Below are 23,553 nucleotides of genomic sequence, written 5' to 3'. Positions count from 1 at the left end.
GACGAGACGCTCAATTATTATGAGTTCCCCAGCCAGCACTGGCGCTCATTGCGGACAAACAACCCGCTGGAGCGGCTCATGCGCGAGATACGAAGGCGAACCCGCGCGGTCGGAGCGTTTCCCGACGGCAACTCTGCGATGATACTGGTGGCCGCGCGGCTGAGGCATGTGGCCGGCAGCCAGTGGGGCCAGAAACGCTACATGGACATGAGTCACCTCAACGCCGCGAAGCTGGTGGAAAACCAAGGGCAAGCGGCGTGAACTTTAAGTTGAGAACCGCGCTGCGGCCCGCCAAGCCGGGCCTACGCGCGGCTCTCAACCCTCACGAAAGAACCAACAACAAAACAACACGTAACCTTCCTCCGCCGACTATATGCTTTTTAAAATGTGCGAAACTTGACGGACACTACCTGGTGATTTGCTCAACTTGTGACTTTGGGTCGGGAACTTTGCCAACGAGAATGTCGCGGGCGGTGTCGATGCGGCGTTTGGTTTCGGTGTCGAGCATGGGAGAAGTATTGCGAGGGTTGGCGCGGAAAAATGAAAGGAAATAGAGTGCCAATATTGGCAGTTTATTAAAAAATCAACGGGAGCAATGTTGCTCCCGTTGATTTGTGCTTTCTAATGTAAATAAAAATCAGCCCCTTCTTTGTTGTTGCGGAAAGGGTGATGCGGTGATGAGCGCATTGCCCTTATCATTTTCTACAATTTTTATACAGTCGGAGCTCGCAAAAGTATGCATGAAACAATGGTGCACTGTGAGCACTGCATCTTGGATTTCTTGATTGGCTTCCAGTCTTTCGATTTTTAATCCGATTGAGGAAGCTTTTTCTATGTCAATGTGCCTGTTGTGTGTTTTATTTTCCTCATTATGCTCATTTAGGGAGTCGACTATTTTCTGAGCCTTTTCTTCAGCATCAGCCTCTCCGGAAAACATTACTGTTTCTAAACGCTTCTTTACAATTTCATTCGCTAAATCAATGGCATTGCGACATTCCCCGAGAAATGTTGGCGGGTATCTGCCAATTATCATTTGCCATAAAACTTTATAACACGGGTCTCTTTTGATGGCTTCGAGCGCATCTTCAAATTCTTTAATAACGCCATAGGCTGGAAATCCGCCTAACTGTGGATCTATCGGGCCAATACTGGATTGTTTCCCCATATGGATTTTTTTACAGGAACATGCAATCATCGTTCCCGCCGACATGGCTATTTGAGGAACAAAAGCCTCAATGTTACCATTAAACATTTTATGGAGGTAATTGATTAGTGCCTCCGTCGCCGTCATATCGCCTCCCGGTGTATGCAGAAGAATATCCAGACCCTTATCGCGTTCCGCGCCCATCCCATGAATTACAGCCATGAAGGCATTCATATCTCCATCATTGATGGAAATATTGACGGATGATTGAGATGTTTGAGTTGTTTCCGGTTTCTGGAGCCAGCCGGAGTAGTATGCGAGAATATTACGTTTTCGTTTTGCAGCTAACTCAGCGAGATATTTACGGCGAACCACATCCAGTGGCGATTGCGCTTGAACAATGTTTTTCTGCGCCTGAACCGCATGAATCTCTTGTAAAATATCGCCACTACTCTTTTTAGTCATCGGCACCCTCCATTTGTGAATGGATAGCGTAACGAATAGGTATATCTTTTAAAAGGGAGATTTTTTCAAATTCTCCCGAGTAATGCTCCAGTCTAACCGGCTCGGAAGGCTGCCCTTCTGGGAAAAACAAAAGATAGCTTTCCCTGATCTCCTCGTCGGTCATTTCGAGGACGGACTTTTCACGGGGAGAATGGGGCGTAGTGTTGGTGCTCATAGAAGAGTGAGAAGATGCGAGATTGTCGGAAACCATAATAGCGTTTGACAGGCGGGATGAAGCAAAAGGTGCGCGAAGTTGACCGCTGCGCAAGGGTTTTCTCGACGAGGCCTCACTTTTGCCATCACGCGGCAAACTGGTTGAGCGAGACGTAGTCCTTGATGTATTCGGGGATGATCTCGCGGTATTTTTTCGGGACGTCCTTGTAGTCTCGCGTGGAGAAGGCGGGGTTGGTGGCGAGGTCGGTGAGATGGCCGCTTTCGATAATGTAGCGAAGCTGTTCGCTGGTGGCATAAGCCTTGAAGTAGTGCTTGATGGCGGGAATGGCTTCCGCCTCCTCCGGCTTGTAGTCGGCAACGAATTTTGAGAATTCCTCCTCTAGGATTTCATCCTTTGTTTTGAAGCGCGGAATAAGGCCGAATATCTTTTCGAGGATTTCGCGGAGACCGATGCGGCGATCCACACCGGAGGCCTTGCGGAGTTTTTCGAGCGAATAATACTCGGCGGGCTTGTTGAAAAGCTCCTTGTTCACGTAGTCGATGGCGCGATCCCACATGCCCTCCTCAACGCTGGTGGCGATGAACTGATTTTCGCGGACTTTGTTTTCAAACTTAGAGAAAAACTCGCGGTCAATGCGCATGCCTTCGTAACCGACTTTCTCCTCTTGCACGGATGCGATGAGGTCGATCTCGCGGTATTCGTAGGAGCCTTCGAGGCTTCCGCCGCCGCCTTCCCCGCCTTCTCCGCCGCCTTTGCGCGCCGACGCGAGCCTGGGCAGTTTGATGACTTGGTCGTAGTCGAACTTTTCCTCGAAGTATTCGCAGTTGGCAAAGAAGTCGAAAAGCTTGAAGGCGGTTTTGCGCTGCTCCTTGACGCTTTCCTTAAGCGCGGCGTCGAAGAGTTGCTCGCGGAAGTCGTGTTTTCGCGTGCCACGCCCCTTGATTTGGATAAAATCAGTGGGAGAAAAAATGGGACGGAAAAGGCCGAGATTGAGAATGTCGGGACAATCGTAGCCGGTGGTCATCATACCGACGGTAATGCAGACGCGGGCCTTGCTAGTTTTGTAGGCGGGGAGGAAATTGGCCGAGCCGAGGAGGTTGTTGTTGGCAAAGTTGATCGTCATTTGCTGCGCATCGGGCACCTGCGAGGTCACTTGCACGGCAAAGTCGGACTGGTATTTGCCGGGAAACATGCGATGAGCCATTTCGTTGAAGATTTGGGCGAGCTTGGAGGCGTGGTTTTGGCTGACGGCAAAGACGATGGATTTGCCTATTTCGCCGCTGACGGGATCGCGAAGGGCATTTTCGAGAAAAATTTTGCAGAAAAGCTGGTTGGTGGACTTGGAGAAAAAGCGTTTCTCAAATTCGCGCTGTTTGTAGGTTTCCTGCCGCGCTTCGTCCCCACCGGTGTCATCCTCGGTATAATTCACAACGAAGCCCTCGTCGGAGAGAAGTTGCGTGGTCACTTCGCTGCGGGCGTCGACGACAACGGGATTGAGAAGGAATCCATCGCGCACGCCATCAAGTAGCGAATAGCGGAAGGTGGGCTGAGCGTCGTCGCAGCCGAAGGTGCGGTAGGTGTCGAGGAGGATGCGACGCTCGAACTCGCGCGGGTCGCGCGTGGTGGGGTTGCGCGGCGTGTAATTTTTGAGGTAGTCGCGCGGTGTGGCAGTGAGTCCGAGTTTGTAGCCGACAAAATAATCAAAGACTGCGCGGGCATTGCCGCTGATCGAACGGTGCGCCTCGTCGGAGATGACGAGGTCGAAATCGGTGGGTGAAAAAAGGCGCTGATATTTGTTGTTGAAGAGAAAGGACTGAACGGTGCTGACAACAACTTCGGCGCGCCGCCAGTCGTCGCGATTTTCCTTGTAGATGACGGTTTTGTAGTCGTTCGCGAGGGTTTTGTTGAAGGACTTGAGCGCCTGATCTTCGAGTTCGAGACGATCCACGAGAAAGAGGACGCGCTGGGCGTTACCAGTGCGAAGGAAAAGTTTGATGATGGCGGCGGCAGTAAGAGTTTTCCCCGTGCCCGTGGCCATTTCGAGCAGGAAGCGCTCGCTGCCGCGCTTCACGGATTGCTGGATCGCGACAATGGCGGCCTTTTGGTAGGCACGAAGAAAACGCAGGCCGTTTTTCTCGATAAAATCGGGGCGTTCGGATTCGTTTTTCCATGCGGCCTCGGCGGCGTAATTCGGTCGCTGCGTAAGCGCGACATAGTCATCATCCACGGCTTCCCCGACAAGGCGCTTGGTGTCGGGGATGCCCTTCTGATAACCGTTCACCGAGAACGGTGTCGGGAATGAGGTGATGACGGCGGGGTTGCCGCGATCCAAGTCCCAAAAGTAGTGAAGATTGCCATTGGACAAAATAACAAACCGACAGTTTTGCGAACGGGCGTATTTACGCGCCTGCTCCTTGCCCGAAAGCGGATTTTTATCCTCGGCTTTCGCCTCAAGGACGATCAGAGGGAAACCCTTTTCGTTGAGCAGGAGAAAATCAATAAACCCCTTCGAGACCTTTTCAAAGTTTTCGCCCAACGCATCGAGAGCCTGCGTCGTGACGGTAATACTGGATTCTAATTGAATATTTGCGGGGCCTTCCGAATCGGCGAAGAAACGCCAGCCAGCGCATTCCAGCAGCTTATTGATTTTGATTCTGGCTGATGCTTCTTTCATGTGGCGAATCGAGGGAAATGGATGCGCAAGACAAAAGGCTTCACGGGTTTTTGCAAAGGGTTTTTGGCGACGAAACAGGTTTTCGCACCTATTCGTGATTTCTTCCGGAATCAGGCTGTAACGCCCATCGAGGAGCTGACTTGTTCGGGGTGTCAGACGGTCTTGCGCAAGGCGCGCGGGGGCAGCCAGGCGCCGGCGGTTTCGCAGACGCGGGCGGCGAAGTCGCTGCCGCATTGGGCCGCCTCGCGGCTCGGGAGTCCGCGCAGGCAGCCGTCGATGAAACCCGCCGAGAAGGCGTCGCCCGCGCCGACGGTGTCGATGATTGTTTCGGCGCGCGAGGCGGGGACGCGGACCGGCTCGCCGCCTTTGTCGAATACGTTGGCGCCGTCGGGGCCTTTTGTGAGCAGCAGAGTGCGCACCGGGTGGCGCGCGAAAATGGCGTCGGCGAAGGCGCGCTCCTCCGTTGGCAGGCCGAGCCACGAGGCGAGCAGCGGCAGTTCCTCGTGGTTGAGTTTGAGGATGTCCGCGTGAGCAAGCGAATCGCGCAGCACGTCCTCACTCGGCCAGGGTTCGCGCAGGTTTGCGTCGAAGAAACGCATGCAATTCGCGGGGAGGGTTTGCAGGAGTTTTTTCAGGGTCGCGCGGGATTCCTCGGAGCGTTGTGCGAGCGAGCCGAAATAAAATGCCGCCGCGCACGCCGCCGTTTTGGCGAGGTCCGGCGTGAGTGCGATGCGGTCCCACGCGGTGTTTTCGCGAATCCGATACGAGGGGATGCCCGCGCCGGTGATTGTGACATCGACCGCACCGGTCTGCGCGCCGGTGATTATTTGCACATGCGTGGTCGGGAAATCGCGCTCGCGCAGGAGTGCGAGCATGTCGCGTCCGGGCTCGTCGTCGCCCACGGCGCTCGCGAGCAGGCAGTGCGCGCCGATCGCGTGCGCAAGCACGGCGACGTTTGCGGGCGCGCCGCCGGGACGCGCGCCCGCGGGCAGCATGTCCCACAGGATTTCTCCGAAGACGAGCAGCGGCGGTTTGCCGGGGATTTTGTCGTTTGTGTTCATTCGTGTTCGTTTTCCCGGGAGCTATTTCGAATTAAAATTTCCGGATTTTTTAACCGTAGATGGACACGGATAAACGCTGATGCGGAAAACAATGTGGGTCGCGGTTCGATGGTTTGGATATCTGTGTTCATCTGCGTTTATCCGCGGTTAAGGATGAAAAACCGGGCGTCGCAAGCGACGCCCCTACGGGATTCATTTTTTCCCGGAGAGGCGTTTTTGAATTTCCTCAAGGGGCACGCCCTTGGTCTCGGGATACCAGCGCAGCACGACGATGACTTGCAGCACCATCATGGCAGCGAAGAAATAAAACGGGATGCCCGCGCCGGGTTCGCCGGCGTTTTTGGCGAACACGGGGAACAGCCATGAGATCGCCGCCGCCATGATCCAGTGTGTCGAGCTGCCGAGCACCTGGCCTTTTGAGCGCACTTGGTTCGGAAAAACCTCGCTGATGAACACCCAGATGACCGCGCCCTGTCCGAAGGCGTGGCAGGCGATGTATCCGACGAGCAGCCAGACAAGCGCGCCTTGGTATTGGTTGATTGTGAAAATCCACGCCACGCCGAGCAGGCACAATCCGGTGCCGATCGCGCCGGCGAGGAGCAGCGTCTTGCGGCCCACGCGGTCGATGATCGCCATGCCGAGCATGGTGAAGACGAGGTTGGTCGCGCCGATGAGCACGGATTGCAGGTCGCCGGAAACCTTGTCGAAACCGGCCATGCCAAAAATGGGGCTCAGGTAGTAGAGCAGCGCGTTGATGCCGTCGAGCTGGTTGAACATCGCGACCGAGACGGCGAGAAAAACGGGCAGCGCGTGGATGCGCCGGAAGAGCGGCTCGGAGATTTTTTTCGCGCCGGTTTCCTCGTCGAGCGAGGCTTGGATGACCGCAACTTGCGCGGCGGGATTTTCGACGCCGGTTTCGGCGAACACGCGCGAGGCTTCGTCGGCGCGTCCGCGCATGATGAGCCAGCGCGGGCTTTCGGGAATGTTGCGCAGGAGCAGCCAGAACAGGAGCGCGGGGAACGCCTCGACGCCGAGTTTCCAGCGCCACTCGTCCGCGCCGAAATCAACGAGTCCGAGCAAGTAGTTCGACAGATACGCGACGAGGATGCCGAGCACGATGTTGAACTGGAAAAACGCGCCCAGCCGCCCGCGCCAGCGCGCCGGCGAGATCTCCGCGAGATACAGCGGGCAGATCACCGTCGAGCCGCCGATGCCCAGGCCGCCGATGACGCGAAACACGATCAGCGACCAAAAATCCCACGCGAACGCGCAGCCGGCCGCCGACACAAAAAACAACACGCCGGCCCATTGCAGGCAGCGCTTGCGGCCCAGCGCATCGCTCGGGCGCGCGGCGAGAAGCGCGCCGATCACGGTGCCGATGAGCGCGGACGCGGTCATGAAGCCCTGCATGAATCCGCTGAGTTGGAACAGTTCCTTGAGCTGGTTTTGCGCGCCGGAAATGACGACGGTGTCGAAGCCGAACAGGAGTCCGCCGAGCGCGGCCACGAGCGAGCAGCGAAGAAGGAACGAATTGGGCGAGGCGGTTTTGTCTTGGGTTGATGAGGCGGTCATGGGTTTCAGGGGATCGTGTTAATTTTTTCGAAATGAAAGAGGTGCTGGATGAAGCCCAACGGGCTTCCGTCCCTTAGCCCGGGGTTGCGAGCGTGGCGAGCTACCCCGGGAATAATGAAAATGACAACCAACCCCAACGGGGTTGTGGCCTGTGTTCCTTGTTTGTTTTGTTTGTGCGCCATGTGCGTTCAGGGGACGCAACCCCTTCAGGGTTGTGTTTTCTCTTTCACCAAACCCGGGGTAGGCGCTCGCGGCTCGCGCCAACCCCGGGCTATGGGACTCATCCCCTTTGGGGATGTTTGAGGCGGTGTTGTTGGGGATGCGCGGGCAATCGAATCGTTTGAGGTGTTTGTTCAGTGATATGCGAAACGAGCGCGTGCGTTGCGCGCGTCGGGCGGTGGGACGCCACCCCTCCTTGCGCAAGCGCGCTTCGCTAATATCACTTTGAATTCTCATGTCAGGCCGGCGTTGTTTGTGCGTCGGGAGAATTACTGCGTCGGGTGCATGTCCCAGACTTGGAGTTTTTCGACGGTGACCGGTGACTCCTCGGCGATGAGCGCGATGTCCTTCGCGTCGGGGCGCGTCGGATAAACGCGCTGCGTGAGGCACTGGCGCTCGTTCACATAAACCTCGATGACGCTCTTGTCCACGAACACGCGCAGGTCGGCGGCCTCGCCGGGCGCGAGCGTGAACGGGGCGGTTTGCTCGGTGACATAATGTTGGTCGCGCGGGAGGTTTTTCAGGAACGCGGCGCGGCCCTTGGTCCAGCGGGCGGCGGGGTTGAGGGTGGATTTGGAGATGTCGGCGGTGAGCGTGTTTTTGCCGGGGTCGATCCAGATCACGGTTTGCTCGGCGCGGTCGGGCGTGGCGCGGACGATGATGCCGAAGCGCCCGGATTTTCCGGGGGTGATTTTGGCGCGGATTTCGAGCGTGTCGCCGCTAAGGCCGCCGAGGTCGCGTTCGCCGGAGACGGTGAAGTTCGAGAGCGAGCGCTCGTTGTGGCGGAGGGCTTCGAGCTCGGGCGCGGGCTGGATGCGGAGCGTGTTGTCGGGGAACAGCGAGAGGATGCGCGGCAGCGTGGCGACGGAAGCCCATGTCACCGAGGCGACGGTTTGCCCCCTGATTTGCGTGGGGCGGTAGGGTTCCTGCACCCAGCCCCAAAAGACGCGGCGGCCCTTGCCGTCGAGCAAGGTCTCGGGGCCGGCGACGGAGCCGGCGGCCCAGCTCATGCGCCCGTGCGATTCGGGGATGAATTTTTCGGCGGCGCGATCCCAGGCGCCGATGTAATAATGCACGCTGTTGAACGGCTGGTGGCAGTGCATGAGGAGCATGTGCTTGCCGTTGCCGATGGGGAAAAAGTCGGGACAGGCGGCGTCCTCGTGCGCGGCGGTCCACTTGCGGTCGGATTTGTAGAACGGCCCGCGATACTCCCAGTTCACGAGGTCGGTGGAGCGGTAGAGGCTGTTACTGTCGCCCTCGTAGCCGGGCGTGCCGTTTTTGTTGCCGATGAGCGCGTAGTAGGTGCCGTCGGCTTCGCGCCAGGCGGTGGGATCGAAGACGCGGACTTCGGGCGGCGCGGTTTTGTCGGAGATAACCGGGTTGCGCGGGTCGGGCGTCCAGCGCACGAGCTCGGGGTCGTTGGGATCGTCGGCGGTGGCGATGCAGGTGCCCTGCCCGGGGACGTGGTATATGAGCGTGGGCACGGGCGCGTCGTTCACGGCATCGCCGCTGTAAATGCCTCGCGGCATCGAGCCGTCGAAAACGGGAGCGACCGCGGGCGTGTGGTGCACCCAGTGCACGAGGTCGGCGCTCGACGCGTGCAGCCAGATTTCGCGCGGGTGGTCGTTGTCGCGGCCCTCAAGGACGGTCTGCGTGTCGGGTGCCTGGCGTCCGAGAAACATGACATGGTAGCGGCCCTTCCAATAAAGCGTGCCGTTGATGTCGTTCCAATAACCGTCGGGCGGCATGAGGTGGTAGCGCGGGCGGTGCGGATCGGCGGCGAGCTTGGCGCGCAGGTCGCGCGCGGCGCGGAGCTGGTCAACCGTGCCGAGCCCGTCCCTGCCGGTCACGGCCTCGACCTTCGGGCGAAGCGCCTTCTGGTTTTTCGCGACGTGCGCGGCGCCCCCGCTCAGCGCAACAATCTCGTCGTCGGAAAGCGCGCGCGCCCAGATCGCGGCGTGGTCGATGTCGCCGCGCATGGCTTTGCCGATGATCAGCGGCTCCACGTTTTCGCGCAGCTCGCCGGACACCGGCGCGGACGCGACACGGCGTCCGTTGACGAACAGCGCGATTTGCCGCCCGTCGTAGCGGGCAATGACGTCGTGCCACGCGCCCCGCTCGATGGCGGACGCCGGCAGGCGGACATCCGCGCCAAGATTTGGCCGGCCCTTCACGCCGATCTGGAAACCGATGGCGCCGTTGTTGGCGTAAACGTTGAAGGAGGTTTTGGCATGGCCGCCGTGTTTGCAAAAGAGCTCGCTGTTCGCCAGGCCGGCGGTGGGTTTTATGCGAAGGAGAATCGTGAGACGGTCACCCTTCGGCGCGGCGAAACGGTCGGCACGGAGGAATCCGCCCGAGAAGCGCGCCGCAATCCCGTCGCCTCCGCGAGCGCGCGAGGCCGCGCGGTCGCCGCTGTCAAGCGGCTGCCCGAGCGAGACCGCGCCGGAAATCGTCACTGAATCGCCGGCGGTTGATTTTGGGGCGTCCATGTTCCAGACGGCGACAGGGTCCTTGAAAACGGGATGGGAGGTTTGCGCATTTACAGCGGCAAAAAGAAGCGGCACGAGGAATGCCGGGAGCCGGGTTGCGACAAACGACAGAAACCGTCGAGCGCGCGAGGGGAGGGGATGTTTCGGGGGAGTGGCGGGATTGCGCATGGCAGGGAATGAACTTGCTCCACAAATCCCCGTCGCGCGCACGGCTGCCAATTACATTCTTGCGCAGCCTGCCATATTCCTGACAAGACAGGTTGCATATTTGTCATGTCAGCTTTGAGGCATCAAAAACTTCCCGGAGACACCAACCCGAAATACATGCGCATCGCGGCGGTATTGCGCGAAAAAATCCTTTCCGGCCAATATGCGCCGGGGCATCGGCTGCCGAGCGAGTCGGCGCTCGTCAAAAGTTACGGTGTGTCACGCCCGACGGCGGGACGCGCCTTGCGGGATCTCGCGGACGCGGGCTTGGTGGAACGCCGGGCGGGCGCCGGCTCCTTTGTCGCGAGCCAGCCCAAGGCGGTGACGGGCAGGCCGACGCTTGGCATTCTCATGCCCCAGTGGGAATCAACTGAGATTTTCGAGAAAATCTGCGGGCAACTCGCGAGTCTGGCGCGCGCGCATGGCATCGACATCGCATGGAGCAAAGCCTCTCCGCCGAACCTTTCACCCGGCGCGCGAATCAAGGACGAATCGGAGCAGGCCGAGCGGATGTGTTCCGACTATATCGAGCGCCGGATGGCGGGCGTTTTTTTCGCGCCCCTGGAGCTTTCAAAAACACAGTCGGAGGTGAACCATCGCATCGTGTCGCGGCTGACCGAGGCGGGAATCGCAATTGTGCTGGTGGACCGTGACATTGAGAAATATCCGCAGCGGAGCGGGTTCGACCTGGCGTCCATGGACAATTTTGCGGCGGGTTATAAAATCGCCTCGCACCTGCTCCTGCTTGGCTGCTGCCGCATCGCGTTTTTCACAAAACCGTATTCCGCCTCCACGGTTGCGGCGCGCATCGCGGGCATGCGGGAGGCGATGGCGCGCGCGAATGCCGAAACCAGGGGCGATGTGATCGAGGGCAACCCGGCGGACGCGAAGTTTGTGCGGTCGGTTTTTGCGCGAAAGAAATGGGACGCGTGCATTTGCGCCAACGACCGCACGGCGGCGCAACTGCTCCAGTCGCTGATCAAACTCGGCATCCGCGTGCCGGGCGATTTGCGCGTGGCCGGTTTTGACGACGCGAAATACGCGACGCTGGTCGCGGTGCCGCTGACGACAATCCACCAGCCCGGCGACGAAGTGGCGGCGCTGGCGTTTGAGGCGATGATGCGCCGCATCAACAACCCGCTCGCGCCGGCGTGCGCGTTCCTGGCCACACCGCGCCTCGTCGTGCGCGAATCCTGCGGCACGTATTTGCCGCGGTGATTGTATCTGCTTGCCCGGCGGTATTCGCGGGTTTGCATTGCGGGGTTCATTTACGAGCTCATCCAAAAATGCCCGCCATCAATCCATCCGCCACGCCGCTTTTTCCCCGCACCGCGCTGCATCCCGCCGCGCTTGCGCGGGCGGATGGGCAAGCGGACGGGGGCGCGCCCTGGTGCGTGGCGTTTTCGGGCGGGGCGGATTCGCTCGCGCTTCTCATCACGCTGCGCGAGCACTGGCCGGAGCGGAAAATTGTCGCGCTCCATTTTAACCATCACTTGCGCGGCGAGGCCAGCGACGGGGACGAGCAATTTTGCCGTGATGTTTGCGCCGCGCGCGGCGTGGAATTGCGGGTTAGCCATTGGACGCACGCGGACGCCGACGCACGCGCCAACGCCAGCGAAGCCGATGCGCGCGACGCCCGCCACGTTTTCTTCGCCCGCGAAATGACCGCACTCGGCGCGCGCGTGCTTTGGCTCGGCCACCAACTTGACGACATCGCCGAAACACAGCTCATGCGGCTGGCGCGCGGCAGCAGCACCGCCGGGCTTGCGGCGCCGCGCCCGGTTCACGCGCATGCGAACGGGCGCGTTTTTATTCGTCCGCTCCTCGCGCTTTCGAAGCGCGAAATCACCGGCGCGCTTCGAGCGCGCGGGGTCGCGTGGCGCGAGGACGCGACCAATCGCGAGGGGGATTTTTTTCGCAATCGCATTCGCCGCGACATGCTGCCCGCGTTCATCGCCGCGTCCCAAAACAACGACGCGCTTGCCGGCGCCGCGCTCACGCGCGAGCTTCTCGAGGAGGATGCCGCCGCGCTCGACGCGTGGCTTGACGAGTTGCTTCCCGCGTCCGCGCTCACGCCCCGTTCGCTCGACTTGCGCGCGCTCGCGGGCAAACCCCGCGCCTTGCTTCGACGCGCGCTTCGTCGCTGGCATCCCGCCTCCGAACTCGCGCGCGCCGGCTTCGAGGCACTTCTCGCCATTTGCGAGAATCCCGGCGGCGCTGCTGCAAAACGGACGAGTGTTGGCGATGCCGTTGCTGTTTTTGAAAATGGCATCCTGAGCATCGAGCCGCCCGCGGGCACCGTCCCCTCATTCAACTTTTCCGCCACCGCGCCTTTCGTGCTCAGCCTGCCCGACGGCGCGACACTTGCGGCGGAGCCTATTGCGCTCACCGGCGAACTTCGTGACGAAATTCTCTCGGGCCGTCATGATCCGAGTGGCGCGGTTTTTGTTTCGCCCGGGCCGGGCGGCCTTGTCGTCCGCTCCTTGCAGCCCGGTGACCGTTATCAACCGCTTGGCGCGCCTGGTTCGGCTAAAATTTCCGATCTGCTCATAAATCGTAAAATTCCGCATGCGCGCCGGCTGGCGCTGCCGGTTGTTTGTTTTGTCCGTGACAAACAAACGGACGTCGCTGAAATTCTCTGGGTTCCGGGTATTCCTCCCGCCGACGCTTGGAAGATCACGGCGCATACACAACAGGCGCTGCATTTGACATATCGTCGCGGAACCCGCACCTTGTTTCCAAAGTCTTTACACAATTCACAGAAATAACGAAATGCCAGAACCCAAAAACGACAAAAAACGCCGTCCCCTGAAAAGCCTTCCGCCGGAAGGCTTCCAGCCGAAGGTCTGGATCATTTGGTTCGGCCTCATTGCCGCGTGCGCGGCTCTTTACATGTTCGGCGGGCGCATGGGCAGCAGCGGCGAAACTGCCAAGCTCAACATCCAGCAGGTCGTTAATCTCACCCAGGTGAACCAGATCAAGAGCGGTGTCATCGAGCCCAAGCTCGCCGGCGGACGCGATTGGATGACAATCAGCGGCGAGCTCGTCCAGGACGCCAAGCTCCCCGACGGGCTCACGTTAAAGCCTGGCGCGCCCAAACCGACCCGTTTCGTTGCCGAAGGCCGGCTCACGGACAAAAATCTCGAAGTTCTCCAGCACTCCGGCCTCTACACCGAGAAACAAAGCTCGAGCTGGTTTGAAACCATCGGCTCGCAACTGCTCATGTTCGGCGTGCTGATTGCCGTCATTTATTTCCTCTTTTTCCGCCAGCTCCGCAACGCGGGCAAGGGCGCGATGAGTTTTGGCAAAAGCCGGGCCAAGCTCCTCACTCGAGATCGCGATAAAATCACCTTCGCCGAAGTCGCCGGTTGCGACGAGGCCAAGGAGGAAGTTTCCGAGGTTGTCGATTTTCTGAAGGACCCGAAAAAGTTCACCCGCATGGGCGGCAAGATTCCGAAGGGCATCCTCATGGTCGGCCCTCCGGGCACGGGCAAAACGCTTCTCGCCAAGGCCGTCGCGGGCGAGGCCGATGTGCCGTTCTTCTCGATCAGCGGCTCCGACTTTGTCGAAATGTTTGTCGGCGTCGGCGCCAGCCGCGTGCGGGACATGTTTGAGCAAGGCCGCAAAAACGCGCCCTGCCTCATCTTCATCGACGAAATCGACGCCGTCGGGCGCCAGCGCGGCGCGGGACTCGGCGGCGGCAACGATGAGCGCGAGCAAACACTCAACTCGCTCCTCGTCGAGATGGACGGTTTCGACACCACCGAGGGCGTCATTATCATCGCCGCGACCAACCGCCCCGATGTTCTCGACCAGGCGCTGCTGCGTCCCGGACGTTTCGACCGTCAGGTTCACGTTGATGTGCCCGACCTCATTGGCCGCGAACAAATCCTTCGCGTGCACGCCCGCAAGATTTCCCTCTCCGACGACGTCGATCTCAACGCCATCGCGCGCGGCACCTCCGGGCTTTCCGGCGCCGACCTCGCCAACCTTCTCAACGAGGGCACGCTCCTCGCCGCCCGCCGCAACAAGAAGCGCGTCGAGATGGTCGATATTATTGATGCGCGAGACAAAGTCATATGGGGCCGCGAACGCCGCAAGCTGATGGACGACGAGGAAAAAAAATCCACCGCATGGCACGAGGCCGGACACGCCGTCCTCCAGGCCGTCCTCGACGACGGCACGCTCCCCATTTACAAGGCCACGATTTTGCCGCGCGGACGCGCGCTCGGTTTTGTCGCCACGCTTCCCACCAAGGACATCCGCTCCATGTCCAAAAAACGCCTGCTCAATTACATCTGCATGGCGATGGGCGGGCGCATTGCCGAAAAACTCGTGACCCACGAAATCAGCACCGGCGCCGCCGCGGACATCAAGCAGGCGACCGCCACCGCGCGCTCCATGGTTTGCGATTACGGCATGAGCGATCTCGGCCCCATCGCGCTCGGGCAGGATCAGGACACCGTTTTTCTCGGCCGCGACATCACGCGCTCGCAACACATCAGCGAGGACACCGCCCGCAAGGTTGACGACGCCATCTCGAAAATCATCTCGCTCCAATATGATCGCGCCGAAACGATCATCAACGAGCACCGCGAGGCGCTCGACAAGATCGCGCAGGCACTCATCGAATACGAGACGCTCGAGGGCAAGCACATCATGGAAATCCTTCAGCACGGCGAAATAAAATCCCCCGTGATCAACGAATCCATGTCGAAGCCCGCGGAAAAACCCGCCGAGCCAAAACCCGCGTCCACAAAACCCGCCTCCGACGACGGCGGGCTTCCAAAAACCGCGCCCAATCCGGCTTGACGAAATAAAAAACGCGAACATTGAGTTCGCGTTTTTTGTTGCCCGCCGCCGTTATGAGACGCGCGTTTCTTGCGCGCGCATTTACCCGCATTAAAATGAAAACTCACCGCACGCTTGTTATAATATTGCTCACCCTGGCCTGCGCGACACTTGCGCACGCCAAGAATATCGAACCCCGATTCTCCCGTCGCGAAGCGCCGGTTCTCACACTGGCTCAAAACAACACCGCGCTTGAAATCCGGCTCAACAACGAGCACCCGTGCACCGTCGAAAAAATCGCAATCAATCTCGACGGAACGACCGACCTCAACGACATCGCATCGGTTCGCATTCACTATGCGGGGCGCGACAAAAAAAGCCATCCGTTCGGTGAAACGCGCGCGCCCGTCGCGGGGGAAATGGTGTTCGCAGGCTCGCAGGCGGCGGGCGTTCCACCGGGCGTTTTCAAAATCTCCATCCGTCTCAAACCAAGCGCCGATTTGCTCAACCGAATCAACGTCTCGTGCGCATGGATGCAAATCGACGGAAAACGCATCGCCGGGGCCGCCATGCCCGCGCCGGGATTGCGCGTGGGTGTCGCGGTTCGTCAGGCAGGGGACGACGGCGTTGCGCGCTTCCGGATTCCCGGCATCGTCACTACGCCCAAGGGCACGCTGCTCGCCATATACGACGTGCGCAGGGAGAAATCGCGAGACCTCCAGGGGGACATCGACATCGGCCTGAGCCGCAGCACCGATGGGGGGCAAAATTGGGAGCCCATGCGCATCGTGCTCGACATGGGCGAATGGGGCGGCCTCCCGCAAAGATACAACGGCGTGAGCGATGCCTGCATCCTCGTGGATGATCGCACTGGCGACGTTTATGTCGCGGGCTTGTGGATGCACGGACTGCTCGACGCGGAGGGTCGTTGGATTGAAGGGCTGAGCGAAAATTCCACCGAGTGGACGCATCAATGGCGCGCGAAAAGCTCGCAACCGGGTTTTGGCGTGAAACAAACCTCCCAATTTCTTCTAGCCAAAAGCACCGATGACGGACGCACCTGGTCGCCGCCGAAAAACCTCACCCGCGCGTTAAAAAAGGAGGAATGGTGGCTGTTCGCACCCGCGCCCGGACGCGGCATCATGTTGAAGGACGGCACCCTTGTTATGCCCGCCCAGGGGCGGGACGAGAAGGGGCTCGCCTTTTCAAACATCGTTTTGAGTCGCGATGCCGGGAAAACATGGTCCGCCAGCCATCCCGCTTATTCCGGTTCCAACGAAAATCAAATCGTCCAACTCGACGACGGTTCCATCATGCTCAACTCCCGCAGAGGCCGCGACCAGGGCAGCCGCGCGGTTACGGTCACGCACGATCTTGGAAAGACGTGGCGGGAACATCCCTCGTCCGGCGCGCTGGTCGAGCCGGGCTGCATGGCCGCGCTTCATCGCCATGAATACGCCGCCCCCGACGGTTCGCGGAAAAGCATCCTGCTGTTTGCCAATCCGAACTCCAAGAAGGCGCGGGAAAAAATGACCATCAAGGTCAGTTTCGACAACGGCGCCACATGGCCGGCGCGCCATTGGATTTTGCTCAACGAGGAAAAACGCAGCGCCTACTCGTGCCTCACCTCGGTTGACGAACAAACCATCGGCATTCTCTACGAAGCCGGTGCCGCAAACATGGTTTTCCAAAAAATTCCGCTCGCCGAAATCCTCAATCGTTGAGGCTCAACGCGCGGGGACGTTTTTAGAATTGCTCGGGAAATCCGTGCTCAGAACGCAAAATCGTCGGTGGTCGTGGGGGCGACTTGTTCCTGCACGAGCTTTTCGGCGGTTTCGTGTTTTGCGATTCCGCTTATGACAATCGCCTTCGGCGTCACCGGGCAGGCGTATTGGCACGCGCCGCATCCGATGCAGTAGCGCGGATCGACCACGGGCACGGCGTCGGCGTGGCCGGGTGGCTTTTTCATTTGCAACGCCCCCGTGGGGCAGTGCTCGGCGCAGGCGCCGCAGGCGGTGCCGTCCTTGACAATGATGCAGCGCGGGTGCGCCGTGTGGGCGAGGCCGATGCGCGTGGTGTGCTTGGCGTCCCTGGCGAGATGCAGGATCGTGCCGTCGGGGCAGACGTCGGAGCAGACGGTGCAGTCAAAATTGCAAAAACTCTTGTCGAAATTGAGGCGCGGCTTCATGAGGCCGGCGAGATTTCCGTATTCGAGAAACGCGGGTTCGAGCACGTGGCTCGGGCACGCGCTCACGCAGAGCTGGCACGCGGTGCATTGCGAGAGGATGCGCGCGACGCTTTGCGCGCCGGGCGGCGCGACGACTTCGGGATTGTCGAGCTTGGAAAAATCGCGCCCGCGTCCGTGTCCTTGCCCGTGCTGGCCCAGGCCTTTCGGTCCCTTGCCCTGTCGCCCGCCGTTTTGCGCGATGCCGCGCGAGGCAAGAAGCGCGGTCGCCCCGACGGTTGCGAGCGTGCCGGCCATCGCCGTGGAAATGAAGGCTCGGCGGTTGGCGCGCGAAGGCGGACGGGCGATGGAATTTGGAATTTGCGATTTAAGATTTGAAATTCCGCGCGACTCCCGTCGCGCGGACACGCCGTGCCAGCGGTATTTCACGCCGCCCTCGTCGCACACGGAGATGCAATCGTAGCAGGCGACGCAGCGTGAGAAATCGATCTCGGCGGCGCGCAGGTCGATGCACTGCGCCTTGCAGGCGCGCAGGCAGTCGCCGCATTTTACGCAGGCTGTCTTGTCGATGCTGACGCGCCAGAGCGCGCGGCGCGAGACGAGGCCGAGCAGCGTGCCGACGGGGCAGACGGTGTTGCACCAGAGGCGTCCGCGTTTGGCGGCCATGATCGCGACGGCGATGAAAATGAGGAGCGGGGGCAGGAGCGCGCCCGCGGCGGCGAAGCTGACGTTGGCCTGCGGAATAGCTGCGGGGTGGCCGAGCGCGTTGGCGACGGTGGCGGCGATGTTGTTGGCGACCACAGCGAGCGGACGGAAGAGCGTCGAGGCGAAGCGTCCGAAATGGCTGTAGGGATCGAGCCACGCGAGCGCGACGCCGCCCCAGCCGGCGACGATGGCGAGGAGCGTGGCGGCGAGAATCGCGTGGCGAAGCGTGTTGTGCGCTTTTTTGGCGGGAAGTTTGTAGGGCGGTTTGCGGCGGATTTTTGCGGAGATGCGCGAAATGACATCCTGCAAAATCCCGAGCGGACAAATCACCGAGCAATAGACGCGCCCGAACGCAAACGTGAGCGCGAGGATGAGCAGGCACGCGAGCGCGGTGGCGTGGAACGCGGTCGCGAACGTGAGCGCCGAGGGCACGAACTGAATCGAGGTGTAAACGTGCTTGAGGTGATTGGGAACGAGATCGCGGAAGTCGATGAACGCGGCGAGCGCGATCAGAATACTCGCGAACGCCGCGACGATGCGCAGGCGGCGGAGGACGGAGCTACCTTTGGCGGGGGAGGGGGATTTGGCAGGATTGGGTCGGGCGCTCACGGGGAAGTTTTTTAATGTCTCGTAGGAGCGATGTGTTTTTGGGAGTGAGTGATATTTGGTAGGGCGAACCCTCCGGGTGAGCCGAAATTGTTCGAATATCGCGATGGGTTTCGGCTCACCCGGAGGGTTCGCCCTACCTTGTTTACGCGGTCATTCGCACGCGCTCGATTTTTAGCTCGCCGAGATTGTTGCGCCCGTGGCCCGCCTCGGCGGCGATGCGCACGTGCTCGATGTCGCGCTTGTGGCCCATGATGCGCGAGGCGGCGGCGTCGATCGCCACGATGTCGCGCGAGATGAGGAGTTGTTTTACGCTCGTGTCGAGGTCGGCGACGGTGACGCCCTTGGGGCCGTTGCGTTTCATCGGGCTGAAGGCGTCGAGGATGTTGAGGTCGGGTTTTTTGAAGCTGAGGATGTCGGCGATGCACTGGTGCAGGCCGTTGCGGTGATACGAGCGCTGGTCTGCCTTCGAGACGATGCCCATGAGGTTTTTCATGCAGGCGGTCATGGTGGCGCCGCTGTGGTGCTTGAGCACGGGGACGTTGATGAAGACATCGCTGTCGAGGATGGCGGTGTGGACTTTCACCTTTTTGATCGAAACGCCGCCGGGGATTTCGACGTCGCGGTAATACGAGTCGTCATTGGCGGGGAGCACGCGCGCGCCGGCGGCCCGGGCGGCGTCGGCGATGCCGCTGGTTTTGTAGGATTTGTCCCACTGGTCGCAGGTGTTGTCGAAAACGGAAACCTCGCTTGCGCCGGCCCCGAGGCAAAGCGTGACGAGCCGCGCGACGATGTCGGGATGGGTGTTGGCGCAGAGTTCGGGCGGCTTGTCCCAGCCGATGTTGGGTTTGATGACGACCTTCTGGCCTTTCTTGACGAAGGCTCCGATGCCGCCGAACGCCTCAAGCGCGCGGTCGAGCATGGCGACGCGGTCCTCGCCCTTGACGGTGATAAGGTCGGGGACGCCGCCGGAGGCCGGCGCGTCGGCGGCGACGAGATTTCCGAGGGTGGGGAGGGCGGCTGCGGTTGCGCCGGCCACAAGGCCTTTTTTGATAAAATCGCGGCGTGTGTTCATGATTGTGTAATGGGGGTGGCGTTGTTTTTGAAAGATTCTTATTTGCGACTTCGGCGAAGCGCGCAATGGCGATTTGGGCGAAACGTGCGAATCCCGAGTATGACGTCCCGAGTATGACGTTTCGAACGGGCGATGGTTGCGCAAAAAGGGCGGCGCACGCCGCCCGTGACCGCGATTTTTAATCGCCCCACAATTTTTCCCGCGAGTTTCGTCCGGGGCTATCGCTTAGAACTTAAGTTTTGGAAGTTTGGCGGCAATGGCGGCGATTTGCAGGAAATTTTTAAGCGCGGAGGCGACGGCGTTTTTGTCGGCGGCGGCGGGCAGCGGGGACGATGCCATCAGCTCTTTCGCCAAGCGGGCGGCGTCACCGGCACCGGCGTATTCGATTCCCTTGGTCGCGGGCAACGCGGCTATGGATATCAGGGTTGCCGCCATTTCGCGCGCGAGACCTCCGGCTCCGCTTCCGATGACTTTGTTATATATGGCCGCGGCGGGGTTGCGAGCCACTAGCGCGCCGGCCGCCTTCGCCCTGGCCGCATGTTTTTTCATGTCCTCCAGCGGCGCGGCGGCGTGCTTATACATTTCATTGTTGACGTTTTTTTCCTTGTTGCGAATCGCCGTTTCTATGATTTCGGGGCGCAATTCCTTGAGAAGTGCGTCGGCGGCTTGCGACATTTTGCGGAGCAACGCGGCGCTTTTGGGCGCGAGCGGGTCTTTTTTGTCGACGCTTTTTTCCGTGGTTACGGCGGCGTTGCGCACTTCACCGATTGCCTCGCGCAGAGTGATGACTCCCCCGACAATGACTTCGCGCACCAAGTCGTCGCATGTTTTGCTCCAGCGCTTGTAATGATATTGGGCCCATGCGGGGCTTTGCTTGAAGAAGGGCGCGAGCGCGCCGAAGCCCGCTTTGTTAAAGGCCTTGTTGAGCTCGGCGAGCGCCTTTTCGCATTTGGATTTATCCTTCAGCGAGGCGGGAATATCCTTGGCTCCCAGCCAGTGTTTGAGAGTCAGGATTTGTGGTATTTCGGGTGCGGTAAAGGTAGCCATGGCGAGAATTTCTACATTGGTTTTTTAACAGTGGTGTTGAGGGGCACGCGGGGGCGTTCCGGATTGAGTCCCAGTGATCGCTTGTAGCGGGTGGGGGTAATTTTTTGCTTTGCCGCGCCTCCGTCCCCTGTTGCCCGGGCGGTCTTGCTGAACTGGCCTTGTTCGGCGGCGATGAGGAACGATTCGATGGTCGCCTTGGCTTTCTCCCAACGTAAGCGGACGTCCTGGGCTTTGCTGGCCGAAACCAGTTCAATGCTGCCGTCGGATTCAGAAAATTCGCCGAGCACATGGCCGAGCTCAATTATGATCCGGCTGATTCGATATAAAAAATCCTCGGTTGTGATCTCCTCGGTGGGGCGTTTGACAAATGTGCCCTCAAAGCGCGAGCAGAGCCATTCGAGCGGGGCCATGTCGCCGGCGAGGCGCGTGAGCACCTCGATGCGGTCAAGCGGATTGCTTGTGCCGCTGCCGACGATGGGTGCCTCGGCCCATTTATACACGAGGGATAGAGACACGCCGAGTTCCTGCGCAACGTGCTTCGCAGGAACTCGTTTGAGTAGTTCTTTGACTATGTCGTGTGATTCCATCTACGGGCTGTGTGTGTGTTATGCTTTGGTTCGCGCGTCAAAAGCTTTTAGTAGTTTTTTTGCGATTAGGTCGTATTTGGCGATACCTGCATCCACTGCCTTGCTTGTTTTTTCAATGGATTGGATTTGGGCGGTCAATTTGACGCATTGATCGGCCAATTCCCGGTTGCCTTGTGCCTTGGCGGACGCGGCCATGCGGGCGATTTCCCTGGCATCGGCGAGTTTGCCGCCGGCCCTGGCGCATTTGGCCTGGGTGGCGGCCAGGGATGCCTGCAATTTGCCCGCGCGCACTTGGTTGACCGCGGACGTGAGTTTCGGCGAGGCCACGCCCTTGCCGACAATGGTGTCGAGTTTCGTGATGTCCTTGAGGGATTTGTCAACTGTCTGGGCGAGCAGGGTGTAGTCCTTGAGGCAAGCCGCCGCCAATGCCGCGTTTTGCTGCAAGTTTTTTGACGCGGCTGTGACTGCGGCGACTTCTTCGTCGCTTTCCTCAATCAGAAGATCCTGCACCTTGACCGCGCCCTTCTGCCATTTTTTCAGTAGGATGAAGAATGGCTCGATGAATTCGCGCACCTCCTCCGGCATCTTGGAGTCGCCGAGCATTTTTTTAATGCGCTTCATCAAATAGGCGACGTGCTCGCGAAACTCCTCAAAGAGTTCGACTGTGAGCGGCTTGGTTTTCTTGATCTTGATGAGCGTGAGGTTGAGGAACTTCAGCGTCTTGGTGAACTTGGGGTCTTTTGTATATTCAAGATCAAGCCACTCGGCGTAGGAGTAGGGGGATTTGAGCTTTGGGGGGAGTTTTAGTTTCATGGTGTGTGCTTGTCGTGTGTGGTTATATTGTGCGCGGCGCGGGTGAGGGAGGGCGGGAGGACGGGCTTATGCGCCGCCTTCGCCCTCCGCGCTGTCGTTGCGTTCGTCGACTTCCTTCGGGGCGGTGGGCTCCTCGGGCGGATCGGGTTCTATGGCTGTGCCGGATGCCTTGGTCATAAAGTGACAATGGTTTGGTTCGTTTTGCAGTGACGCCTATTTTTTGACTTTTTTGGCGGCGGCTTGGTATGCTTTTTTTGCGGCGTCCTCCGCTTGTTTTTTATAATTTTTCGTGGCGACCAGATCGGTTTGTATTTTTTTCCGCAGGGTCAGCGAGGTCTTGTAAATTTCCGCCAGTTTTTTGGTCTGCGGTTCCACATCCTTGGGCGCGACGCGCGGAATCTCGAGCAGGGTTTTGTTGTATATGCGCGTGGCTTGGTCCAGTTTCTCCAGCGCCAGGGCGGTGTTGGCGATGGGTTCGTCAAATATTTGATCAACTGTTTCCACTGTGCCGTCCATCCACTTCAGAACCGCGTCCGGTGTTTTCCCCTCCGGGTTTTTGATTTGCTCCTTTATCAATCCGAGGAGCCGTTTGCCATCCAGCTTCTTGACCAGCGACTCGGCCTCCTTGCTCAGCTGCTCGATGGCGGCCGCCCCGTTGAGAATGGACGCGCGCACGTCTTTTAGCGCGCCTTTTTCGAGCGTGAGATTGACCATGATGGCGGCTTCGGCAGCCTTTCTGCTATCAGTCATTCCCGATGCGAGCGTGTCCATTTGCTTCAGCATGGAAACCAGCTCCAGGTGTATGTTTGACAGGTTTTCGAAAATGCCGGTGTCTTTTTGTATTATGCGTGTGACAAGCGCCTTGTCGTTGGGGTTTACCCCGGCATCCGTGCGCACTTTTTGACGCCCTCCCTCGCGTTGATATTTGAATTCCGGAAACACAGTCCCGTCGTAATAAGACTGCTCGGTGGCGACGAGGGTTTTGGTTTCACCCAGAATTTTTTCCATCAGGGAGAGCTTCGAGTCATACTCGGACTGCTTGATTTTTTTTGCCTTGATGTCGGTGGTGATTTTGGTGAAGGCCGCTGCGCGTTGTTTCAGGAGCTCGACGTTTTTCTTGAAGCGGGCTTGGGCCGCTGTCAGCAGCTTGAGCGCGCGGCTGCGAATTTCGAAAAAGGTTTTATACGCTTTTTCCCCTTGGGAAATTTCCTGCTTGAGGGCGATTTTTTCATCAATCACAGCCCCGGCGATGGCCTGGGCCACCACGATTATTTTTTTGGCAAACCCGGCCGCGGGGGCGGGCAGGGAGGGGTGCTTGAGGACTTTTTTTGCCGCTGTCACAACATCGTCGCTGGTTCCGCCAAGGGAGCCCAGTGCGGCGGCAAACACGGTGTATCCATGCTGAACCAAGCTTGGCTTGAAGGCCTTGAGGCCGTCGTCCAGCTCGTCAAGGGCGGCCTCCAGGCCGCAGTCAGCCTTGGCCGGCAGTTTGTTTTCGGTTTTGATTTTTTTCCAGGCCGCCGCGTTTGTGGAGGCGCTCAGTTGGGAAGGTAGTTTGCTCATGGGTTTGGATTGTTTAATTTTTTGTTTTTGGTGTCACGCCAGCGAGGGTTGATTATTTTATAAAGGCGGAGAATGCTTTTGTGATTATAATGACCAGATTTGTTTGTAATGAATGATTATAATTACGGCTGGGTTT

17 protein-coding genes are annotated in these 23,553 nt (G+C 59.3%); 5 read left to right on the top strand and 12 right to left on the bottom strand.

All coding sequences use genetic code 11. The features are described from left to right. Positions 1–261, top strand: a 261-nt coding sequence (locus M2103_RS04850) for a transposase (protein WP_277509106.1), incomplete at its 5' end; no start/stop codon positions are given. A gap of 376 nt (positions 262–637) precedes the next feature. Here M2103_RS04850 and M2103_RS04845 read toward each other — a convergent pair. The 6 genes from M2103_RS04845 to M2103_RS04820 form a co-directional block, all read right to left on the bottom strand. After that, entirely contained in the window at positions 638–1,609 is a 972-nt protein-coding gene (locus M2103_RS04845; protein WP_277509105.1) for a hypothetical protein, read from the bottom strand. Then, complete coding sequence (locus M2103_RS04840; protein WP_277509104.1) at positions 1,602–1,823, bottom strand: hypothetical protein; 222 nt, start codon at positions 1,821–1,823, stop codon at positions 1,602–1,604. The genes M2103_RS04845 and M2103_RS04840 overlap by 8 nt, the downstream gene beginning before the upstream one ends. Before the next feature lie 124 nt (positions 1,824–1,947). Further along, entirely contained in the window at positions 1,948–4,497 is a 2,550-nt protein-coding gene (locus tag M2103_RS04835) for a DEAD/DEAH box helicase family protein (RefSeq protein WP_277509103.1), read from the bottom strand. Between the two features lie 152 nt (positions 4,498–4,649). Further along, positions 4,650–5,558 (bottom strand): carbohydrate kinase, encoded by a 909-nt coding sequence (locus M2103_RS04830; protein WP_277509102.1) that lies wholly within the window; start codon positions 5,556–5,558, stop codon positions 4,650–4,652. Between the two features lie 192 nt (positions 5,559–5,750). Continuing rightward, complete coding sequence (locus M2103_RS04825; RefSeq protein WP_277509101.1) at positions 5,751–7,130, bottom strand: sugar porter family MFS transporter; 1,380 nt, start codon at positions 7,128–7,130, stop codon at positions 5,751–5,753. A gap of 488 nt (positions 7,131–7,618) precedes the next feature. Beyond that, positions 7,619–10,006, bottom strand: a complete 2,388-nt coding sequence (locus M2103_RS04820; protein WP_277509100.1) for a GH32 C-terminal domain-containing protein — start codon at positions 10,004–10,006, stop codon at positions 7,619–7,621. Between the two features lie 105 nt (positions 10,007–10,111). Between M2103_RS04820 and M2103_RS04815 the strand changes: the two genes are divergently transcribed. The 4 genes from M2103_RS04815 to M2103_RS04800 all read left to right on the top strand — a co-directional run bounded on the left by M2103_RS04815 (position 10,112) and on the right by M2103_RS04800 (position 16,560). Then, positions 10,112–11,263: a substrate-binding domain-containing protein gene (locus tag M2103_RS04815; protein ID WP_277509099.1), complete on the top strand. Its 1,152-nt coding sequence runs from the start codon at positions 10,112–10,114 to the stop codon at positions 11,261–11,263. Between the two features lie 68 nt (positions 11,264–11,331). Next, entirely contained in the window at positions 11,332–12,813 is a 1,482-nt protein-coding gene (gene tilS / locus M2103_RS04810) for a tRNA lysidine(34) synthetase TilS (protein WP_277509098.1), read from the top strand. A gap of 4 nt (positions 12,814–12,817) precedes the next feature. Further along, entirely contained in the window at positions 12,818–14,857 is a 2,040-nt protein-coding gene (gene ftsH, locus M2103_RS04805) for an ATP-dependent zinc metalloprotease FtsH (protein ID WP_277509097.1), read from the top strand. A gap of 95 nt (positions 14,858–14,952) precedes the next feature. Next, positions 14,953–16,560, top strand: coding sequence for a sialidase family protein (locus M2103_RS04800; RefSeq protein WP_277509096.1), 1,608 nt, complete (start codon positions 14,953–14,955; stop codon positions 16,558–16,560). A gap of 47 nt (positions 16,561–16,607) precedes the next feature. Here M2103_RS04800 and M2103_RS04795 read toward each other — a convergent pair whose 3' ends face one another. From M2103_RS04795 to M2103_RS04770, 6 genes are all read right to left on the bottom strand, one after another. Then, a complete protein-coding gene (locus M2103_RS04795; protein WP_277509095.1) occupies positions 16,608–18,335 on the bottom strand; it encodes a 4Fe-4S binding protein in 1,728 nt (575 codons plus the stop codon). A gap of 142 nt (positions 18,336–18,477) precedes the next feature. Further along, positions 18,478–19,407: a DUF362 domain-containing protein gene (locus M2103_RS04790; RefSeq protein WP_277509094.1), complete on the bottom strand. Its 930-nt coding sequence runs from the start codon at positions 19,405–19,407 to the stop codon at positions 18,478–18,480. A gap of 225 nt (positions 19,408–19,632) precedes the next feature. Then, the gene (locus M2103_RS04785) at positions 19,633–20,454 is read right to left on the bottom strand and encodes a hypothetical protein (protein WP_277509093.1); all 822 of its coding nucleotides are present in this window, start codon (positions 20,452–20,454) and stop codon (positions 19,633–19,635) included. A gap of 11 nt (positions 20,455–20,465) precedes the next feature. Continuing rightward, entirely contained in the window at positions 20,466–20,969 is a 504-nt protein-coding gene (locus M2103_RS04780; RefSeq protein WP_277509092.1) for a hypothetical protein, read from the bottom strand. A 90-nt stretch (positions 20,970–21,059) separates the two neighbouring features. Continuing rightward, positions 21,060–21,854 (bottom strand): hypothetical protein, encoded by a 795-nt coding sequence (locus M2103_RS04775; RefSeq protein WP_277509090.1) that lies wholly within the window; start codon positions 21,852–21,854, stop codon positions 21,060–21,062. A gap of 213 nt (positions 21,855–22,067) precedes the next feature. Further along, positions 22,068–23,417, bottom strand: a complete 1,350-nt coding sequence (locus tag M2103_RS04770) for a hypothetical protein (RefSeq protein WP_277509089.1) — start codon at positions 23,415–23,417, stop codon at positions 22,068–22,070. Positions 23,418–23,553 lie beyond the last annotated feature (136 nt).

Source organism: Ereboglobus sp. PH5-5, assembly GCF_029504805.1.
GTDB lineage: Bacteria > Verrucomicrobiota > Verrucomicrobiia > Opitutales > Opitutaceae > Ereboglobus.
Note: the sequence above shows the minus strand (reverse complement) of the source record. Positions and strands in the feature narration are given on the sequence as shown.

Coding starts and splice junctions, on each gene's coding strand:
- M2103_RS04815 (WP_277509099.1), top strand. CDS start 10,112: ATGTCAGCTTTGAGGCATCAAAAACTTCCCGGAGACACCAACCCGAAA.
- M2103_RS04835 (WP_277509103.1), bottom strand. CDS start 4,497: ATGAAAGAAGCATCAGCCAGAATCAAAATCAATAAGCTGCTGGAATGC.
- ftsH (WP_277509097.1), top strand. CDS start 12,818: ATGCCAGAACCCAAAAACGACAAAAAACGCCGTCCCCTGAAAAGCCTT.
- M2103_RS04770 (WP_277509089.1), bottom strand. CDS start 23,417: ATGAGCAAACTACCTTCCCAACTGAGCGCCTCCACAAACGCGGCGGCC.
- M2103_RS04800 (WP_277509096.1), top strand. CDS start 14,953: ATGAAAACTCACCGCACGCTTGTTATAATATTGCTCACCCTGGCCTGC.
- M2103_RS04820 (WP_277509100.1), bottom strand. CDS start 10,006: ATGCGCAATCCCGCCACTCCCCCGAAACATCCCCTCCCCTCGCGCGCT.
- M2103_RS04785 (WP_277509093.1), bottom strand. CDS start 20,454: ATGGCTACCTTTACCGCACCCGAAATACCACAAATCCTGACTCTCAAA.
- M2103_RS04790 (WP_277509094.1), bottom strand. CDS start 19,407: ATGAACACACGCCGCGATTTTATCAAAAAAGGCCTTGTGGCCGGCGCA.
- tilS (WP_277509098.1), top strand. CDS start 11,332: ATGCCCGCCATCAATCCATCCGCCACGCCGCTTTTTCCCCGCACCGCG.
- M2103_RS04840 (WP_277509104.1), bottom strand. CDS start 1,823: ATGAGCACCAACACTACGCCCCATTCTCCCCGTGAAAAGTCCGTCCTC.
- M2103_RS04825 (WP_277509101.1), bottom strand. CDS start 7,130: ATGACCGCCTCATCAACCCAAGACAAAACCGCCTCGCCCAATTCGTTC.
- M2103_RS04775 (WP_277509090.1), bottom strand. CDS start 21,854: ATGAAACTAAAACTCCCCCCAAAGCTCAAATCCCCCTACTCCTACGCC.
- M2103_RS04830 (WP_277509102.1), bottom strand. CDS start 5,558: ATGAACACAAACGACAAAATCCCCGGCAAACCGCCGCTGCTCGTCTTC.
- M2103_RS04845 (WP_277509105.1), bottom strand. CDS start 1,609: ATGACTAAAAAGAGTAGTGGCGATATTTTACAAGAGATTCATGCGGTT.